Annotated in this window: 18 protein-coding genes and 4 pseudogenes; 8 read left to right on the forward strand and 14 right to left on the reverse strand. The window is 58.4% G+C overall.

The features are described from left to right. Positions 1-171: 171 nt before the first annotated feature. The 13 genes and pseudogenes from ACZ1GM_RS03180 to ACZ1GM_RS03240 all read right to left on the reverse strand — a co-directional run. Positions 172-729 (reverse strand): annotated as a pseudogene (locus ACZ1GM_RS03180) (type-F conjugative transfer system pilin assembly protein TrbC); the annotation flags it as partial. Then, the gene (traU, locus tag ACZ1GM_RS03185; protein ID WP_472677725.1) at positions 726-1,739 is read right to left on the reverse strand and encodes a conjugal transfer pilus assembly protein TraU; all 1,014 of its coding nucleotides are present in this window, start codon (positions 1,737-1,739) and stop codon (positions 726-728) included. The pseudogene ACZ1GM_RS03180 and the gene traU, both read right to left, overlap by 4 nt. Next, on the reverse strand, positions 1,736-2,368 hold the full coding sequence (gene traW, locus ACZ1GM_RS03190; protein ID WP_472677726.1) for a type-F conjugative transfer system protein TraW: 633 nt from the start codon (positions 2,366-2,368) through the stop codon (positions 1,736-1,738). The genes traU and traW overlap by 4 nt, the downstream gene beginning before the upstream one ends. Next, positions 2,368-2,874, reverse strand: coding sequence for a S26 family signal peptidase (locus tag ACZ1GM_RS03195; RefSeq protein WP_472621238.1), 507 nt, complete (start codon positions 2,872-2,874; stop codon positions 2,368-2,370). The genes traW and ACZ1GM_RS03195 overlap by 1 nt, the downstream gene beginning before the upstream one ends. Before the next feature lie 24 nt (positions 2,875-2,898). Then, positions 2,899-3,252 carry a TrbI F-type domain-containing protein gene (locus ACZ1GM_RS03200; RefSeq protein ID WP_472677727.1) on the reverse strand — a complete coding sequence of 118 codons (354 nt, stop codon included), beginning with the start codon at positions 3,250-3,252 and terminating at the stop codon, positions 2,899-2,901. Next, complete coding sequence (locus ACZ1GM_RS03205; protein WP_472677728.1) at positions 3,245-3,649, reverse strand: hypothetical protein; 405 nt, start codon at positions 3,647-3,649, stop codon at positions 3,245-3,247. The genes ACZ1GM_RS03200 and ACZ1GM_RS03205 overlap by 8 nt, the downstream gene beginning before the upstream one ends. Then, positions 3,646-6,199 (reverse strand): annotated as a pseudogene (gene traC / locus ACZ1GM_RS03210) (type IV secretion system protein TraC). The gene ACZ1GM_RS03205 and the pseudogene traC overlap by 4 nt, the downstream one beginning before the upstream one ends. 555 nt (positions 6,200-6,754) lie before the next feature. After that, complete coding sequence (locus ACZ1GM_RS03215) at positions 6,755-7,618, reverse strand: DsbC family protein (protein WP_472677729.1); 864 nt, start codon at positions 7,616-7,618, stop codon at positions 6,755-6,757. Next, positions 7,615-8,875: pseudogene (locus ACZ1GM_RS03220) on the reverse strand (TraB/VirB10 family protein). The gene ACZ1GM_RS03215 and the pseudogene ACZ1GM_RS03220 overlap by 4 nt, the downstream one beginning before the upstream one ends. Further along, positions 8,875-9,630 (reverse strand): type-F conjugative transfer system secretin TraK, encoded by a 756-nt coding sequence (locus ACZ1GM_RS03225; RefSeq protein WP_472677730.1) that lies wholly within the window; start codon positions 9,628-9,630, stop codon positions 8,875-8,877. The pseudogene ACZ1GM_RS03220 and the gene ACZ1GM_RS03225 overlap by 1 nt, the downstream one beginning before the upstream one ends. Then, positions 9,627-10,193: a type IV conjugative transfer system protein TraE gene (locus ACZ1GM_RS03230; protein ID WP_472677731.1), complete on the reverse strand. Its 567-nt coding sequence runs from the start codon at positions 10,191-10,193 to the stop codon at positions 9,627-9,629. The genes ACZ1GM_RS03225 and ACZ1GM_RS03230 overlap by 4 nt, the downstream gene beginning before the upstream one ends. A gap of 12 nt (positions 10,194-10,205) precedes the next feature. Beyond that, positions 10,206-10,494: pseudogene (gene traL / locus ACZ1GM_RS03235) on the reverse strand (type IV conjugative transfer system protein TraL). 28 nt (positions 10,495-10,522) lie between these two features. After that, entirely contained in the window at positions 10,523-10,849 is a 327-nt protein-coding gene (locus tag ACZ1GM_RS03240) for a hypothetical protein (RefSeq protein ID WP_472677732.1), read from the reverse strand. Positions 10,850-11,215: 366 nt separating this feature from the next. On the opposite strand from ACZ1GM_RS03240, the gene ACZ1GM_RS03245 reads away from it, so the two are divergent. From ACZ1GM_RS03245 to ACZ1GM_RS03255, 3 genes are read left to right on the forward strand one after another with little or no spacing between them, the layout of a single operon-like run. Further along, positions 11,216-11,425, forward strand: coding sequence for a hypothetical protein (locus tag ACZ1GM_RS03245; RefSeq protein WP_472677733.1), 210 nt, complete (start codon positions 11,216-11,218; stop codon positions 11,423-11,425). Next, complete coding sequence (locus tag ACZ1GM_RS03250; RefSeq protein ID WP_472677734.1) at positions 11,388-11,708, forward strand: hypothetical protein; 321 nt, start codon at positions 11,388-11,390, stop codon at positions 11,706-11,708. The genes ACZ1GM_RS03245 and ACZ1GM_RS03250 overlap by 38 nt, the downstream gene beginning before the upstream one ends. Further along, positions 11,701-11,916: a helix-turn-helix transcriptional regulator gene (locus ACZ1GM_RS03255; RefSeq protein ID WP_472677735.1), complete on the forward strand. Its 216-nt coding sequence runs from the start codon at positions 11,701-11,703 to the stop codon at positions 11,914-11,916. The genes ACZ1GM_RS03250 and ACZ1GM_RS03255 overlap by 8 nt, the downstream gene beginning before the upstream one ends. 112 nt (positions 11,917-12,028) lie before the next feature. On the opposite strand, the gene ACZ1GM_RS03260 is transcribed toward ACZ1GM_RS03255, so the two are convergent. Beyond that, positions 12,029-12,469 carry a MerR family transcriptional regulator gene (locus tag ACZ1GM_RS03260; protein WP_472677736.1) on the reverse strand — a complete coding sequence of 147 codons (441 nt, stop codon included), beginning with the start codon at positions 12,467-12,469 and terminating at the stop codon, positions 12,029-12,031. A gap of 83 nt (positions 12,470-12,552) precedes the next feature. Here ACZ1GM_RS03260 and ACZ1GM_RS03265 point away from each other — a divergent pair, with 83 nt between their 5' ends. From ACZ1GM_RS03265 to ACZ1GM_RS03285, 5 genes are all read left to right on the forward strand, one after another. Then, the gene (locus ACZ1GM_RS03265) at positions 12,553-13,044 is read left to right on the forward strand and encodes a methyltransferase family protein (RefSeq protein WP_472677737.1); all 492 of its coding nucleotides are present in this window, start codon (positions 12,553-12,555) and stop codon (positions 13,042-13,044) included. 11 nt (positions 13,045-13,055) lie between these two features. Beyond that, positions 13,056-13,802 carry a methyltransferase family protein gene (locus ACZ1GM_RS03270; RefSeq protein ID WP_472677738.1) on the forward strand — a complete coding sequence of 249 codons (747 nt, stop codon included), beginning with the start codon at positions 13,056-13,058 and terminating at the stop codon, positions 13,800-13,802. Next, a complete protein-coding gene (locus tag ACZ1GM_RS03275; RefSeq protein WP_472677739.1) occupies positions 13,729-14,037 on the forward strand; it encodes a hypothetical protein in 309 nt (102 codons plus the stop codon). The genes ACZ1GM_RS03270 and ACZ1GM_RS03275 overlap by 74 nt, the downstream gene beginning before the upstream one ends. 485 nt (positions 14,038-14,522) lie before the next feature. Further along, positions 14,523-15,764, forward strand: coding sequence for a TolC family protein (locus ACZ1GM_RS03280; protein WP_472677740.1), 1,242 nt, complete (start codon positions 14,523-14,525; stop codon positions 15,762-15,764). A gap of 11 nt (positions 15,765-15,775) precedes the next feature. Then, positions 15,776-16,954 carry an efflux RND transporter periplasmic adaptor subunit gene (locus ACZ1GM_RS03285; protein ID WP_472677741.1) on the forward strand — a complete coding sequence of 393 codons (1,179 nt, stop codon included), beginning with the start codon at positions 15,776-15,778 and terminating at the stop codon, positions 16,952-16,954. Positions 16,955-16,999 lie beyond the last annotated feature (45 nt).

A 16,999-nucleotide genomic window follows, 5' to 3' on the forward strand; every position in this document is an offset into this window, starting at 1 on the left:
AGATGAAGGCGGGCAAGGCGAGCACCGGGGCCACCGCCGCCCGCAAAAGTCTCGAGCACTTCTTCCACGCTGATATTGCCAGCCATGCGGTCGTGGGGTGGCACGGCATCGGTGCAGTCGAGATCCATCGCATGGAGAAAAATCGCTGGCGATCATCACGAAGCTCGGTGCCGCTTCGATCTGGAAAGCGCGAAAGAGACGCGGATCAATGCCGAGCGCGCCGGCTTCATCACCATCACTCCAGAATGCTGCGAGACGCTGCTTAAAGGCTTTGCTGTCGCCTTGAGGGAAACCTCGAAGGACAGTGATACCGCCCGCTTGGGTCATGTCTCGTACCAGCGCCTTCAAAGACGCTTCCGGCATGCCGAGCGAAGCAAAGGCGATGAATTTGGGTGTCTCAATGAGGCTCGCGGCTTCTGCATCGGCTTGCGCGCGGATCATCCCATCGAGATCAAGCTGGCCTTCATCCACCGCCGCCTGCCCAGTTGCGGCGTAGCCAGCGCGATTGTCATTTGCCTCTTGCTGGGTTTGTTTGGCTTCTTGCGCCAGAGCATCGGCTTTGGACCGTACTGCGGTGGCCAGCGCTTCGGCGTCGTTCGTGTGTTCGCTTGCGCGCGCTCGGATTTCAGCAAGATCGAGTTCGGGTGAAGCATCCTGAGCTGATGCGACAGCTACCGTTGCAGCGATCGCAAGACTGGTGATGGCGAAAAGCGGGAAGCCATGTTTCATAGCGCGCAGCAATTCCTTTTGCGCCAGACGAGATATCCCATGTCTTCGCCAATGGCGGGGATCATCTGTCCGGGGGATTGAAAGGTGGTTGAGGCCCCGATGGGCGGGCAGGCGTAGCGGCCTTTGGTCGCCGGATTAGGGTTGGTGGCTTGAAAGCGATATTGCTGTTTTCTCATCACCGGCATGAGGTATTTACCGCACAGTCCTTTCGAGCCCATCGTGCCCCATGAAACGAGCTGGCGGTGCAGCTTGTAAGCAAAGCGTGAGAGCACGAGCCGCGAGGCTTGCACATGGCCGATCGAGGCAGAGACATTGCCATTCATCGGATACATTGAGCCCTGGCAGCCCGCGCACCAGAACATTTCATCAAGCGGAAGATTGGCGGTCGAAGCCGCGCAGTCGGCAGCGCAGGCGGCTAGTGCGAGCGGATTGGCGAAGAGCACCGCTTCAGGGTTGATGATCGCGGTAAGCTCGCTGTCCTGCCACAGCGGATCAATCTCGGAGATGTAGAGAATGTCGATTGAGCCGGGTTCGAGGCACAGGAAATCAGCAACGATCTCCATCCAATAGATAAGAGGATAGGCGTACCAGTGGACGTGCCAGCTTGAATAGTATTGGCTTGCCCCGCCGATTGCAGACGGCCCTGAAATCGAGCGAAAGCCGATATCGAAGCCGGGATCGAGCTTCATACCGCCCAGATTAACGAAGCACCATGGCTTCATGCTGACATCGGCAAGCCGCACCGGCTCCCAGAACCCCATCGCAATGCCGGGCCTGATACCGCACAGGCAAAGCGGAAAATCAGGGTTATCAGGATCGGGGCGGCTTGAAGGCCAGATTTCAAGCCCGCCGACCGAGATCGGGAAGAGGCATGACCAGCAGATATCTGTTATTGGATTGACGAACTGCCCGGTGCATTTGCCAGGCCCGGCATCAGCGGAAGCAGGCGAAGCGAAGGCCAGTGACAACGAGGCGAGCACGAGAACCAGGACAGCGCGGATAGTGCTCATGGCCGCACCTTCCGCACTGGCAAAGCGATCTCGCTTACCTCAAGTATGCGTCCTTGCTGACGCACTCGTGCTGGCACAGCTTTGATCTTGAACTTGGCCGTGAGTTTGCCGGCTTGATCGAAATAGAAGCGGCGTTGACGAGTTTTCATGAGTTCGAGAGGCGCGCCTTTGACCAAGATCAGCTTGGCCTTTGAGTCTTGCTCAAGCGCCCATCGGATCTGCGCTGGATCATCGCCATCGAGGAACAGAAGGTCAGCGCGCAGCTTCACACTATCAAGCGGATTGACCCGCGTACCGGCGGCATGGATCAGCTCGCCCTGGGCTCCGCGAATATCACTAGCGAGCGTGATGGTCGGATCGAAGATCCAATTGCGGCTTTCCTGCGCGTTGGTGAGGCCGGGAACAGGATTGGGCCGATTGACCCGCGCAATCGTTCGCCGCTTCAATTCCTGATTAAGCCGCGCGGTCTCGCCTGACTTCTCCATCTGGAGGAGCCGCGAGTGGATCTGTTCGAGCAGGTCGCGCTCGACAATCGGAAAGAGCGCGCCGCGCTGACCGTAGTCGCGCGCTTGCACCTGTATCGGCAGGATTGCGAGGGAAAGCGCGATGAAAGACAGAGTGCCGCGCATCACAGGATGGCCCTCCCGCTGCCCATGATCTGCCTGGCACAGACAAAACCTATTTCCGCATAGCGGCTATCAAGCCCGCGCGGATGATTGGTTCCGGCGTAGAAACACCCTTCCGGGATCTCACCTTGTGGCCCTTGCGTGAGCGCTATGCCGAGGCTGGTTCTGTCGAGACGCGTAGCAATGGGTTTGTCATTGACGAAGACTTGGTCGCCTTCATGGCTGACCATATCGCCGGGCATGCCCAGCACGCGCTTGCCGAACATTTGTGGCTCTTTGCCAAAATGACTTGTAACGAGGCGGCTCTTGGGAGGCTCAAAGAATATCAGGCTGTCACGCGTTATCTGCGCGTCTTTATCGAGCCAGAACGCCCAATTGGGTAGGCTTGGGCTCGCATTGATGAGGAAGGCGTGATTTTTGCTAAAGGCATCGAGTGGTGCCCAGGCAAGCGGCAAGAGGACGACCCCTAGGAGGAGCAGCGGGCGCTTGAAGCGAAGAGGCAGATTCATGGCCGTTCTCCCGCTTTGAGCTTTTCAGCGATGCGCGCTTCTAGCTCGGGTGTTGCGTCCTCTAGCCGCGCCTGCGAGCACAGCTTCGGCAACCAGAATGACGCGCCCGTCGCGTCCCATATCGTCAACCGCGCTTTCCGCTGCTTTAAGGTAGGCCAGGCTTGCCGCCTGGACCGCTGCAGGATCCGCATCAGCGCGCGCGGCTTCTTCGACAAATGTCCCGATCGTCTCGGCAAGCCGGACTGTGACGATGCGTTGGATGGGTGGTTCGTTTGTGATCTCTCGCGTGATCCATGCGCCCCAAAGAAAAGCGGCGATGCAGGCTGACATGACAAGCGCTTTGAGAAGGAGCGCGCGGGTTAGGTTTGCATCAGGCATGGGACACCTCGTCTTCATGGAGGCGGCGCTCAAGCCGACGCAGAAAACCTGGCATTCTAAAGAGGGCAAGCGTCCCCGCGATTAGAAGGAAGGCGATCTGCAAATCCGATGCAAAGAGCCGCTGCGCTATGGGTTCAGCGGTTCGGTAATGGTCAGCAAGATTGCCAAGCTGCGCGAACAGCGTGGCGAGATCCCAGCCTGCGAGCAGCAGAAAAACGAACAGCGGCAGGCCAAGCACCAGTAACAGAGTGCTGGCTGCGAAGATGACGCATTCGATCAGCACAAAGCAGCTGCCTTGGAAGAGCGCGAGCCAATTGAAGGAACGCCGCGTACGCTGTGCCCATTTCGTCAGAGGCAACGGTGTGCGATCGACAAGCGTGCTGGTCTCGAGCGTCATTGGCTGTCTCCTCCCAAGCCTGCGACCAGCGCAACTGCGCGTTCCAGTGGCATGCCGCTTTCGACATGGCTCTGGATGGCAGCATAGGTGTCGGGATCAGAGGAGAAGATCGTTGCGGACAGTGGGTCGAGGACTAACCTTCCGACCGCTTCTGTCTCTGGGCCCTTCACATAGATCTCGCTATATTCGGTGCCCGAGCGCTTGAGGCTGCGGATCAGCGTCTCGGTCCGGTTGTCCATATCGAGCCGCGCTTCCTTCCGGAAATCGGCGATGGTCTCGGGCTTTTGCTGGAGCACCAGCATCCAGTCGCTGTTTTCAAGCGCGGCGCGCGCGCCATCCGATTTGTAATAGTCATTGAGAGATTGGGTGGCGGTCGCGAGAGCGCCGCCATATTTGCGCGCTGTTCGAGCGTAAGTCTCGACAAACTCGCCCATCGACCCGCCTTTGAGCATGGCCCAGGCCTCATCGATAAGTAGCAGCTTCTTGGTTGCCCTAGAGCTGCGTGTCATCGCCTGACCGGTCATGAACATGATGGCCGAGAGAACGACGCTCCTCAGTTCCTCGCGGCTCGCCAGATCGCTCATTTCAAAGACGGTGAAATCATCTTCGAGCGCAAAGCTGGCTTTGCCTGAGAAAAACCCGGCATAGCTCCCTCCCTGGCAAAAGGGCGCAATCGCTGTCGCAAGCTCTTTGCCAGCTTGGTTCTCGCTTGAATGAAGCGCGTGGGCGACATCATCCACCGCCCCGCCGCTCCCAAGTGCATCCCATACATGGGTCACAGCCTGATCGATCAGCCCACGTTCGGTGTCCGATGGCGCCGTGCTTGGCCGCGCCATCTGGCCAATGATCGCTTTGATCATGGCGAAGCAGTCGAGCCGGTAATCTTCGTCGATCTCGGCGCGCGCATCATCGACCATCGAGAAGGGGTTGAGCGAAAAGCCAGAGGCGAGCGTAAACTCGACAAAGCGACCGCCTTGCAGCTTTACTGAATGCTCAAAGCTGCGACCGTCATCAATCACCACAACCTTCGCGCCGGCACCGCGCAAAGCGGTGCAAAGTTCTTGCAGCAGCACCGACTTGCCCGAACCGGATTTACCGCAGATCGCGATATTGTGATTGCCCGCATTGTTCTCGAAGGGCGACCAGAAAAAGGGTTGGCCGCGCCTTCCAAGCAGCAAGAGATGCGGGACTTCTCCGCCAAGATACTCGCCTTGCATCGGCGCGATATTGGCAGCCGTCGTCGAGAGCATCGTCCGAAAGCGCTTGAGACGCGCCATGTCTTGGACAAGGCCGTCCGCAAGGCTGAGTGGGAAGGCAGCCACCAGTCCTTGCAATTGCAGGAAACGTTCGTCGGCCAAATCCCATCCCGCCGCCTTGTAAATCGCTTTGATGGTGCGCTCATGCGCATCGCCTTCACCAAGCGGCGAGATCGTGGTGACGCCGTAGAAGAGTTTGACCAGCTTCTTGCCCGCTTGAAGCTCGGCCTGAACGTGTTTCCATTCGACTAGATTGCTGGGAGAGATTGGGAAGAAAGCGCGCGCTTTTCGTTTCAGAAAGGCTGGTCGTACGCATGAATTTATAGCCTGCGCGAGCGCTAGCTGCTTCCTGATCGGGATAGTGCAGGCACAGCATGGTGGCTGCAGGGCAAGGGAAGCGCAGTTTGTCGGTGAACATATCACCGATGAGGCGCGCACATTCCCACGGCGCCCAGCGTTCAGGTGTCGAACGCACGCCATAATGGCGAACGTCAAAGCGGTCGGGATAGCATTCGCCCATTTGCGGCACGCCATCGCGGCTTCGCCCGGTTTCGCGAAAGCGCTCGGTGCGAAGGATCAACCGATCATCTTCGACTTCCAGTTCGATATCGCGTCGGATCGCTTGGGCATCGAGCGTGTCTTCGCGGTTCCAGTGTGTAGTCTCAGGCTCGCGCGCCGTGGTGGGCGATGTGAGTTCATCGATCAGCGCCAAGAGCCCAGCGGGCTCAAGCGGGGTTGACGAAAGGCCCAGCGAATTGAGCATGCCCATCAGGCCCTTGAGGCATTCGCTAAGCTCTGCGTCGCTCACATTGCTTGGAACTGGCACGCCAAGCGAAATGATCAATCGTGTATGGCGGGCATGGAAAGGCGCGTGCTCGGAGCCAGATTGCCAGACAAGATCGTAAAGCCGGTCGGTGCGCGCTTTAGCTATCGCTTCATAGATGCCGCCTTGCTCGTAACGCGGAGCAAACCAGGGCGCGACAATCGAGCCGATGCGCGGGCTCGCGAAATTGAGCACTTGCAGGCATGCGCCCCGCGGCAGACTTTCCGAAAAGAACTGGCCCAGGATTTCGCCTGTGCGTTCATCTGCACCGATCAGCGGGGTTACTTCGAGAGCAAAACCTTTCGAATGGGCGTTGCGATAGAGCCCCGCGCTTTCATCGAAGACGCGGTAAGGCAGCCAGTCCGACAGCATTTCAAGCGAAAAATGCGCCGCCGTTTGGTCGGCCTTTTTGGCATCGCCGAACAGGCCTGAAAGAAGCGCATCGCGCGCAGAGCTTAGTGAGAGGGTCATAGCGTCTCTCCATCATCTGTTGGCGATTGGGGCACCCGGCCTGGGGAGGGGAAAGGCCGGGTGCCCCTGCGCCGGCGCTTTCGCGCCGGGCAGCTCCGGAGAAGTCTGGGAGGGGATAACCAGAACGTCCGGGAGCTGCTGCGGGGTTAAAATGGAAGGTGGAGCAATGGGTTGCTTTTGCTGTGTGCCTTGGCTGGCACGGTACGAGCGCGCGAAGAACCTGGCCCGTTGAAAGAGGTGCTCGCCACTCCGAATGCGGCGGCTCGGGCAAAGGCACATGGACAATGCGCGCTTCGTGCTCGCGTCCGCTGGCATCGCGCCGCGCAGCGACCACGATACGCAGCCTGCGGTCACTGCTTGGCGGTGCCACCTGAGTGACAGGTTCTTGAGGCAGGCTCGCCTTGGTCGCGGAATCATCAATCGCCGATGTGGGCGCGCAGCTGCCACCCGGCGCGCGGCAAGCGAAATCACCGCTCACATTGCTGCCCAAAGTTGCGCAGCCACTGATTGTGACAGCGAGCCCAGCAAGGATCGCAAGCTTGTAGGTGCGCGGGCTCATTGGTCTGCTCCGCCTTTGGCAAAACGGATCAGCGTTTGCGTATCGCGGTAGCCGTGAAGCACTGCACCATCTTTCGCGCGAACGATGACGGGCGTTCCGGAAAAGCCATTGGCTTTGGCAAAGGCCTCATTGGCATCTAGCGCCTCGCTTACATCGCAGCTCGAGGGTATTGGGTGTGTCTGCCCGGCATAAGCCTGATGCATCGCTTTGGCGGGATCACGCGCGCAGAGCACGCCTTCAGCCATCCGGCGGCTTGATGCGCCAAAGATCGAGATCGGGCGTTCTTCGATGAAAAGGCCTGTGTCTTTGAGGGCGCCGGTGAGCTGGCGGCAATAGCCGCATTGAAAGTCTGAAAAGACGATCAGCTTCTCACCCCTGGGATTGCCCCAGTGCACTGCGCCGTCTTTCGGAAGGCCAGCTGTATCGACTTTGGATTTCGCAGCTTTGGATGGGTGGCTTTGATCCGCGCTATCAGCGCCTCCAGCGGCGCGCGCGGCTCCTGCGGCCAGAAGATCGGGGTTGAGCTCGATCAGCCGAGTGGCTGTCACATCACGGCGTTTTTCAAGATCATAGAGCCGTCCGACGAAGAGATAGCGCGCCGCCTCGTCGATATAGAAAAGCGTGTCGCCTGAGACCACTTCGCACCAGGGCGCAAAACTCTTGCAGTCCAGCGCATCAATCGGCGTTTTTGGCAGCCGGAGCTTGAGCGCCTGGCTGACATCGCGCGCAATCGCGGCATGGGCCGGGATGGCGGTCACCATGGCGACACCGCTGGTGAGCACGGCAGCGGCGCTCGCTGCTGCGATCGAGAAATGAATAGCCCGTGTCATCAGACCGGGACGAAAATCGCGAAAGTTCATTGAGAGGGGCTCCTGACATGGACGCCGTCGAGAAAGACGATTTCGACTTCGATGCCGGTCGGCATCTCGACGACGGGTTGGTATTGTTCGGCGCGTTCGATGAGGTATTGGCTGACGGTGTCAGCGGCTTCGCCAGCGCCTTGGCCAAAACCGCCTGCAAGAATGTCGGTGGGTGAAAGCGAGGCGCGCTCGCCATCTTCGCCGATACGACCCGCGAAAATGCCATTGGCGTTGGCGGAAAAGCCCCGGCCAAACCCGCCGACAATCCCAGCGAGCAGCGCTTGGCTTACAAGACTGCCTTCGCGGCTTACGACGCGATGCGCGAACGCCGGACTTGCCAGCAAAGGCGATGAAGCCTTTGACCTCGCTCACCGCATAACGACCGCCTGGCTGCGCGCAGGTCATGCGCGCTAATTTGACGTAGACTTTCTCAGCCGAGAGATCGCCGCGCGCCGCGCCATTGACGAGGCAACCGGTCAAATCGGTGGTGAGGAGGCGATTGCCTTTGAGGACAGAGCGCGCCGGGCCAGTGATGCGCAGCACCACAGGGAGCGGATCGCTTTGACTGGTCACGCCCGTAGACGCATCGACCCCGACGATGACCGTCGCTGGCGCGTAGCTGTTGGGCGGCAGGTAATCTCTGCTCGCTTCCAAAAGCAGCGGGGGTGATCCGTTGCTTGCAGTGCTCGGCGCAGGTTCGGAGGTCGCGCTTGTAAAACTGAGCAAGCTTGCCTTGGGTTCGGCAAGCGGTGCTGGCTCCAATGCCGTTGGATTGGAGCCAGGCTGAGGCGGAGCAATTGAGGTGACCGGCGCAATGGGCGGATTGGCTCTTGCACTTTCGAGCTCCGAACGAAGGGCCGCATTTTCAGCTGAGATCGCATCGATTGCGGCCTGGCCATCGCTCAACATGCGCGCGTTTTCACCGCGCAGTGTATCGAGTTCCTGTTCGATCGAGCTTTTGGGAAGCTGGCTTTCTTGCAGGTCCTTGATCGCGCGGCCCTGCGCATCGAGCCGATTGCCATAGGTCGCCACAAACTCGCGTTGCGAGAGATTGCGATTAATCAGGCCACCCGTATCGATCGTGGTCGCACCGCCATCCGCGCCATTTTCCTCTTCATCGCCGCTGAAAATGAACATCGATCCGCCGATGAGGGCTACCGCGCCAATCCCGGCGAGGAGCAGCTTTTGCCGTTTGGCGATTGCGCTGTTGAGACCCGCTCTTTTGCTCTCGGGCGCTTTGGCATTGCTCTCGGCCATCACTTCAGCCCTCCCTTGGCAAAGACAAGGAAGGCCCGCGTCGTCTCGCCGGGTGCGAGCGTTTCGCTGGCATAGGCAAAGGCCAGCGCGCCTGCGGGCCCATCGCGCTCATTTGCAAGATCGATTGTCTCAGATCCGAGATTGCGCAGGGTGAAGGCTTGGCCGGTGAGTTCCCCGCCCTCGTATTCTGCGACCTGTTGGACTTCGAGGCTGCCAGTGCGGCGCGGGCGTGACAGCGCAGCCCGCGCTCGGAAACCTGGCAAGACGGCATCGCTCGCCATCGCTTCGATCAGATGGATCGCGGCTTCGTCTTCGGATGGTGCGGAGTTCAAGCCGTCGCCATCATCAGGTTTGGCTAGCGCTGGATTGGTGACGAAGAGCTGGCTCGCTTCGTCGCCTTCGACCTTGCAGGCGAATTTGTAGACATGGCCCTTACTGCTGGTGGCAAAGAAGCTGGCCCGTGCGCTCGCATATTGCTGCGGGACGGAGACATATATGTCGCCGCGCACTGGCTCATGCGTCACTTCAAAATCATTATAGGGATAGCCGCTTGCCATCTTTGAGACATTGGCAAAGCCGTCTTTGATCAGCGCAATCCGGGTGAGCGCACCGCGCGCGAGGACGCAATCAATCGTTGCCCCATCAGCGGCTTCGACAAACTGATCGGCATGCGCAGGGAAAGCCTGGACGAGCGAGACTGAAGCGAGCAGCACACTTGTAAGGGCTGTCGGCAGGGATCGGGTGGAGAAGCTCATTGGCTTTCCTCCTCTTGGGCAGGAAGTTGGCGGAAACCGGTCAGGCCAAGGCTGAGCCCGCGGCGCTGCCAGGTGAACTCAAAGCTGCGGGTCTGGCTGGCGATCACTTGCGCGCCGACAAAGGTCTTGAGCGTTCCGCTTACAGTTGAAGTGAGTGCGTCCGGATCGACATGGATTTGCGCAATCACGAAGGCTTGGCTGATGTCCGAGCCGCGTTGCTCATCAACGATCTTGATCAGTTCAGCCTTGAGACTTCCGCGCGCTGCTGGATCAGCAAGCTTGAGGATGCTCTCCATCCAATAATCGAGGCTTTCGGGCGCGCGATTGAGCAACATCAGAGCGGTGTCACGGGTAACCAGCTCAAGATATGTCGCGTCGATCCCGCCACTGGAGAGCTCGACCCGTTCCGAAGTGATCGGCACGAGGACAATGGCTTCATCGCTTGTTGCTGCGGTCCCGACTGCAAGGATGGTGGTTAGACCCAGCACTCCTGCGAGCGCGGCAAAGCGGTTGCGCTGTTTCAGATGGCGCTGCGCTTCTTCATAGGCGAATTCAGATTTCATGGGTGCCCTCCCTCAGCCGGCAAGCAGGCGGCAATGGGAGGGCGGCGTGGCTTTCAATCCGAGGAAACTCCCCGGCAAATACCAATAGGCAGCGTGCACCAATTTTGAGCTTGCACCAGATCTTTTCGCTTTCCGAAGAGCGAACTAGGTCACGTACCGCGAGGCCAGTCCCAATGATGATGTGCTGCGCTAGAATGCCCCAAGCGAACGGGATCAGCAGCCCCGCAAACTCATCGATTGTCCAAAAGCCAATCAGCTCCGGATCATCGAGTCTTTGAGGCACCAGGTATGTGTCGGCCATGCCGCCCTCCTTTCAGCGTAACCAGCGATCAGATGGTCGCGGTCACGACAGAGGTGACGATCGGCACACCCGTGCCAACGCCGATGCCAACGCCCACAGGCACAGCGACCTGGCCAAGCGCGAAACGGCCTGAGGCCAGCGCGATGAGGCCACCGGCGAGGCTAAGGACGGTAATGATCTTACCGCCGGAGCCTTCGAGGAAGTCTGTGAACTTCTGCAGCGCGGGATCGAAGGTCGTATCAGCGCCGGCATAGGCCGCGCCGGCACAGGCCAGGGCAACGGCTGCCGGGACGATATAATCGCGTGTCCGAACGTTGCTTTTGGCCTTTGGGGGGAGAGTAAGGGTCTTGGTCATCGAGGAACTCCATTGGGAACAAGAAGCAGCGATGTGTTCGCTGTATGTTCTTTCCTCGATTGAGTGGCAGGGTGTAGGAAAAGCGAAACTGAGAATTGATGGCCTGCACCAAGCAAAATTCAGCAATGGGAGGGATCAAGGCCAGAAACTGAGCCGACAGCCCGTCAAATCGAGAGCTTTGTGCCGGTTAGCGCGCAGTACGTACCGGATTGTGCGTTGAAGTTACCGAAATTCGCGCGAATCAGGAGCACTGACTGATTCGGTACTTCCTATGTGTTCTATCTATGTTCTTTTCTATTTCCTACACCCTTCCTACATCGATAGCCCGTTCCTGAGACCAAAGCCCAAGGAAGAAAGGAATCGGCAATGACTGACATGGTGCAGCTTTCCGAAGAACAGACCCGTATTGATCTGGCACGGCTGCTGATCGGGGCCGTCAAAGCAAGCGGTCGCACTCGCTGTGACATCGCGCGCGATGCGCAGATCCATAAAGATGCCTTGCGACGCGTTCTCAACGGTAAGCGTTCGGCGACATTGGGTGAAGCAGCTCAGAATCCTTCAGGCCAGCGGCGTTAGCCCGCAGCAAGCTCTGTTGATGTTCTTGCTCACCGATGCCGATCAGTCGGCAGAATGGCAGGGGACCGAGATTGGTCGGTTTCTGGAAGGCTTCCTGACCGCTCTGCCGATAGCCTTGGCTTGCGAGCTTGGGGGCCGGCTACAAGATGTAAGGCCCCGCTGGGCCAAAGGCACTGCGCACCGTGTTGCGCGGCTGCTGTCTGATCATATTGATGAGCTCGAGCGGAAGGATGTGTTGCTCGGAGATGTCTTTGCAGTGGCCGAAGGAGGTCATCATGGGTGAGCATTTAGAAAAAAGACTGACCGAGCCGCGCCGCGTGACACGTCTCATTCGTCTTCCAGAAGTGATGAGCCGGGTCGGGCTTGGCCGTTCAACGATTTATCGCTGGATGAGTGAGGGTAGGTTCCCCAAGCCTGTGCAACTGGGTGGGCATGCCGTGGCTTGGTCTGAGGACGACCTCGACGAGTGGATCGCAGGTAAGCTCAACTAGCCTTTGCCTCGAGCTCGCGGTCATTCCAGTGCTGACCCAATTGCGGACGTTAGCTTAGAGCCCAAGGTCACCGCTTGGAGCGCCTTCTAACAAATGTGAGAACGGCTTTACTTCAAAGCGGCTTCAAGCGCTCGTGCTTGTCGGTTGCGCATTCAGAGTGGTCATTGATCGCCGCCATGACCTGGCATCCGCCGACTTTACCGCCCCTGCAATTTTCGATCATGCGTTTCAGCTCGCGTTCCAGAGCCTCTAGCTGTGCCAGCCGCTTTTGAACTTCGGCAAGTTGCTTCTGAGCGATTGTGTCAACTGCCGAGCAGTCTTGGTCTGGTTCAGTCTGCAATCCAATCAAGTCTTTGATTGCGTCCATCGAAAAGCCGAGTTCGCGGGCATGCCTCACAAATGAGAGGCGTTCCACATCGACGCTGCCATAGAGCCTTTGCCCACTTGCGCTGCGGTCTGGCGTGCCCATCAAGCCGATACTTTCGTAATATCGAATGGTGGTCACTTTGACCTTTGCCGCACTTGAAAGACGGCCAATTGTCATCGGTTTCATAAGAATGTGCTTTTCCCGCTTGCCTCTACAGTCGCTGTAGCCTGTATCACTTGATTCAGAATCATAATCAAGCGAGTCGAAAAATGCCTCAAACCCAGATTTCAGAGCGATCCAAGAAACAGAGAAAGCTGTATTTCCCGCCCCTGATGCAGTTCGCGTTCTATGGCCTTGCTGGCCATATTCTGGCGACAAACCTGCCCGTGCTTGCTTACGGATCAATGCCTCTCTTTTGGCTATCGGTTCCGGTCATTGCGGCGGGAGCGCTGGTGCTCTTCTTGGCAGTTCGTTCGTTTGGGAAGGCGAACACAACGGTAAATCCGATCACGCCTGAGCAAGCCGAACAGCTCGTCACAACAGGTTTGTACCGTTTTACGAGAAACCCGATGTATCTGGGTATGCTACTCGTGCTTGTGGGTGGAGCCTTGGCCCTCCAAAACCTCGCAGCATTCAGTGGACCAATTCTCTACGCCCTCTCTATCACGCTCCTCCAGATAATCCCTGAAGAGCGAGTTCTGGAGCAGAATTTCGGTAGCGCATTTACAGCCTACCGCAAGCAGACGCGGCGCTGGTTGTAGGAGTGCTGCACATGATTGACCTGCCTTCATGGGTGTCTTGGAGTTTGTTCGGATTAGCGGCCAGCTCGATTTGCACGATAATCGGGCTTTCCATTTTTGCAGTCTTGAGCGGAAAGTTTCAGTTCTTCCCGCCCCCTTCAGGAAACAGTTGGCAGCACCGCACCTTCATGGCGCTGTTTCGCCTGTTCCTTTACCCATTGCTGGCGCTTTCCCTTTTCGACTTTGCATCTGTGGCTCCCGCTTATGCTGTGCTCCAATATACTGTGGGCCTAGTGCTGTTGGTTGTCGGCTTTGCACTCGCATTCTGGATCACGTTCCAGATGGGCTGGCGCAATGCCTTTGGCGAAAAGCACGGCCTGAAAACAGAAGGTTGGTTCAGGATAAGCAGGAACCCTGTTTACGTCGCAACATGGGTCGGCATGATTGGTTGGGGCCTGCTCGCCAACACGTTGCTTGTCTGGATATTATTGGCGCTCTGGGCGACCATGTATTTGCTTGCCCCTGTATTCGAGGAACCATGGTTGGAGCAGCAATACGGCCAGGACTATCTGGACTACAAACGCCAAATACAGGCGGTTTCTGTGATGAGCCATCTTCATCGAGATCCTTGGCCGTGTTTACCCTTCTTTTGCGGGCTGCATTTTTCTCGCGCTCGGAATAGTAACTCTCATTCAGCCGGAAATCATGAGCTACTATGCCATTGGGCTCGACCAGCCATCTGCGCGCGTGGCTATGCGCGCCATGATCGGAGGCGGTGAGATAGGAATAGGCTGCGTTTTAATTCTCGGAGATCGCATCAATCTCTCTCCGCGCCAACGAAGCCTGATCGCTGCAGCAATCTTTATCTGCGTGGGATTTAGCAGAGTTGCCGCTGTTTCAATTGAAGGCGCAGAGCTCCTCGCCTTCCAACCGCTGCGTGAAGCTCTTATCGAGATATTGTTTGGCGGCATAGGGCTATGGGCGGCGCGTGGATTGGAGCACGATCAACTATGAGCATTTTCAGCCATCCAAGTTCCATGATTGATATAAACTTGTATAAATCTTCACGTGTTTCTAAGATGTTCGCTGAAGTGACGCGCAAGATTTTGCCTTTTCTCGCGGTATTAGCGATCCTATTCAGCAGTGTACTGTCTCTCCCGGACGTGCATGCCGGGGAAGGTGAAAGCTTCGCTCATGCAGCAGATCATATTTACGCGCATGGCGCGGACCATTTTGACACGAACGATGCAACGCCAGACCATGATGGACAGGACCATTCGGCAACGCACCATCACAATTGTAGTTTTAGTCTCGCTGACACCAGCGTGCTCCTGCGAACACCTTTCTGGAGTTCGGATAACCTGAGGGGCCCGCTTGCCACGTCATCGCTCGCCTCCTGTGCTCCCCCAGTCCTGATACAGCCTCCCAAAGCCTGACCGACAATCATTTGCGAGCTCGCTTTCGAGCGCGCTCGATTGGTTTCAGTCAGGAGATAAGAAATGCGGTGCATTGCACTGGCCGCGGCCTTGATTGCCGTGAGCACGGGTTTGCCGATATCGGCACAGGAAACAACAATTACCCTCGATGAAGCGCTCGCCAGAGCGGGCGTTGACGGTCAAGAGGGAACAAGTTCGACCAGTAATCCGCGCGTCTACGGCCCGCAGGCGGAAGCGGAAGCCGCGCGTGCGGCCATCGACCAGGCGCGGCTTCGGCCCAACCCCGAGCTATCGCTTGAGGCCGAGAATATCGCGGGCTCCGGGGCTTTCTCCGGGCTGCGATCGACCGAATATACTCTGGCGATCGGTCAGCAGCTCGAACTCGGCGGCAAACGAAGGGCGCGCATCGCGAGTGCACGGGCATCAGCCGACTTCACCGGTTTGCAGACCGAATTTGCTTTGTCGCAACTCGCTTTGGGGGTGCGCGAGCGTTATGTTGGAGCTGTAGCCGCAGGCCAACGCCTCGTTCTCGCGCGGGAAATCGTCGAGCGAAACCGTGAACTGACGCGGATCGCCAACGTCCTTGTAGAGGTCGGGCGGGAGCCGCCGCTTCGAGCTATGCGTGCACAAGCTACGCTTGCCGAGGCGGAAGCCGAATTGCAGGCTGCACAAGCAGACGATTTAGCAGCACGTCAGGCGCTCGCGGCTCTTTGGGTATCCGGACAGCCCAATCCCGCAGTATCGAACGTCTTTCCTGACCTGTCGCCGCCCCTCGCGCCGCCGGTTTCCGAAGATCCGTTGCAACTGCGCATTGCGGGCGCGCAAACCAGCTTTGCTGAAGCCGAAATTGCGCGTGAGCGCTCGCTTGGCGTTCCCGACCCAACGCTGTCGGCAGGCGTGCGCCGTTTTGAGGAAAGCAACGATCAAGCCTTCATCGTCGGGATTTCCATTCCGCTTCCCTTTCGCAACCGTAACCAGGGCAACATCGCAGCCGCTGAAGCGCAATACCGCGCGGCAAGCGCGAGCGAGGCGATAGCCGAGGCGGACTACCGCGTGGAGTTCGAGCGGACGCGAACGCTGTATCTGGCCGCCGAAACGCGGGTGGAAACCCTTTCCAGCGCATCGCTGCCGCAGGCCGAGGAAGCTCTTAGGCTTGTCGAGATCGGCTACCGCAACGGTAGATTCCCGCTGATCGAAGTCCTCGCAGCGGCCGAAGCGCGCGACGCCATTCGTGAAAATCTGATTCAGGCAGAAGAGTCCCGCGGCCTGCTCGCGGCACGGCTCATCTGGCTCACCGCACAGTGAGGCGTATTCCCATGAAACGTAACCAGCTTATCGCAATTATCGGCATTCTTGTTCTTTTAGCAGTCGCCGCCTGGGCTTTCTGGCCGGGAGGGGCGGACGGTCATTCGAATGAAGAACATGGCGAAGAAGGGCATAGCGAAGAGGAAGGCGGTAAAGAAACCGAAGCTTCCGAAGGCGCTTTGCAGATTAGCGAAGAGCAGATCGAGGCTTCCTCCATCGAAATCGAAGCTGTTCAATTTGGCGCTGCTACAGAGCTCGTATTCCCCGCTACGGTCGCAGCGGCACCGAATGCCAGCGCGCGGATCGATGCGCGTGCCTCGGGGGTCGTGCGGAGCGTGAATAGGACGCTTGGCGACTATGTCCGGCGGGGTGAGGCGATTGCTCGGATCGAAAGCGCCGATGCCGCCGGTCTGGCGTCACAGGTCGCAACTGCGCGAGCGCGGGTAAATGAACTGTCCGCGCTCTACGACCGCGAAAGGCGGTTGTTCGAAGCCAATGTAACGGCTCGGCAGGACCTGGAAGCTGCGCAGGCCAATTTGCAAGTTGCAAGGTCAGAATTGTCGCGTGCACAAGCGGCAGCTTCTGCTGCCGGAGTCAGTGGTGATGGTCGGTCGCTTGCCGTAACCAGCCCGATTTCCGGGCAGATCACGGCCGCTCCCATCGTATTGGGTTCGTATGTCTCGGCTGGCGAGGAAATGTTTCAGATCGTGAACGCGAGCGGCTTGCAGGTGCAAGTCGCCCTGCCAACAAGCGATGCGGCAAGGATAAAACCCGGAGACGAGGCAACGCTGGAGCTTGGCGAAGACCGCGAAATCGGTGGGCGGGTGCGTTCGGTTACTCCGGCGCTCGACCCTGAGAGCCGAACCGCAACCGCCATCATCACCCTAGCCGGAGCGGTCGAGGGATTGCAGCCGGGCGCATTCTTGCAGGCGCGTATTCGGCCTTCCGGAGAGACCGATGCGACTGCCATCTCGGTGCCTGAGGCTGCCGTTCAGATGGTCGAAGGGCGCGAAGTCGTGTTCGTCCGCACCCAGACTGGCTTTCAGGCAACGCCTGTTGTGACGGGTTCACGCTCGGGCGGACGCATCACGATCGTGTCCGGCCTGCAAGAAGGCCAGCGGATCGCGGCGGAGAACGCGTTTCTTCTGAAAGCCGAACTCGGAAAAGAGGAGGCTGAAGATGGACATTGATCGTTCAAACGACAGCTCCGGAACCGAAGCAAATGGCAATGGCGG

The organism is Qipengyuania sp. JB2-7 (genome assembly GCF_055693485.1).

Coding starts and splice junctions, on each gene's coding strand:
- ACZ1GM_RS03275 (WP_472677739.1), top strand. CDS start 13,729: ATGAGCTACTATGCCATTGGGCTCGACCAGCCATCTGCGCGCGTGGCT.
- ACZ1GM_RS03260 (WP_472677736.1), bottom strand. CDS start 12,469: ATGAAACCGATGACAATTGGCCGTCTTTCAAGTGCGGCAAAGGTCAAA.
- ACZ1GM_RS03225 (WP_472677730.1), bottom strand. CDS start 9,630: ATGAGCTTCTCCACCCGATCCCTGCCGACAGCCCTTACAAGTGTGCTG.
- ACZ1GM_RS03265 (WP_472677737.1), top strand. CDS start 12,553: ATGCCTCAAACCCAGATTTCAGAGCGATCCAAGAAACAGAGAAAGCTG.
- ACZ1GM_RS03195 (WP_472621238.1), bottom strand. CDS start 2,874: ATGAATCTGCCTCTTCGCTTCAAGCGCCCGCTGCTCCTCCTAGGGGTC.
- ACZ1GM_RS03245 (WP_472677733.1), top strand. CDS start 11,216: ATGACTGACATGGTGCAGCTTTCCGAAGAACAGACCCGTATTGATCTG.
- ACZ1GM_RS03200 (WP_472677727.1), bottom strand. CDS start 3,252: ATGCCTGATGCAAACCTAACCCGCGCGCTCCTTCTCAAAGCGCTTGTC.
- ACZ1GM_RS03280 (WP_472677740.1), top strand. CDS start 14,523: ATGCGGTGCATTGCACTGGCCGCGGCCTTGATTGCCGTGAGCACGGGT.
- ACZ1GM_RS03285 (WP_472677741.1), top strand. CDS start 15,776: ATGAAACGTAACCAGCTTATCGCAATTATCGGCATTCTTGTTCTTTTA.
- ACZ1GM_RS03270 (WP_472677738.1), top strand. CDS start 13,056: ATGATTGACCTGCCTTCATGGGTGTCTTGGAGTTTGTTCGGATTAGCG.
- traU (WP_472677725.1), bottom strand. CDS start 1,739: ATGAGCACTATCCGCGCTGTCCTGGTTCTCGTGCTCGCCTCGTTGTCA.
- ACZ1GM_RS03230 (WP_472677731.1), bottom strand. CDS start 10,193: ATGAAATCTGAATTCGCCTATGAAGAAGCGCAGCGCCATCTGAAACAG.
- ACZ1GM_RS03255 (WP_472677735.1), top strand. CDS start 11,701: ATGGGTGAGCATTTAGAAAAAAGACTGACCGAGCCGCGCCGCGTGACA.
- ACZ1GM_RS03205 (WP_472677728.1), bottom strand. CDS start 3,649: ATGACGCTCGAGACCAGCACGCTTGTCGATCGCACACCGTTGCCTCTG.
- ACZ1GM_RS03240 (WP_472677732.1), bottom strand. CDS start 10,849: ATGACCAAGACCCTTACTCTCCCCCCAAAGGCCAAAAGCAACGTTCGG.
- traW (WP_472677726.1), bottom strand. CDS start 2,368: ATGCGCGGCACTCTGTCTTTCATCGCGCTTTCCCTCGCAATCCTGCCG.
- ACZ1GM_RS03215 (WP_472677729.1), bottom strand. CDS start 7,618: ATGAACTTTCGCGATTTTCGTCCCGGTCTGATGACACGGGCTATTCAT.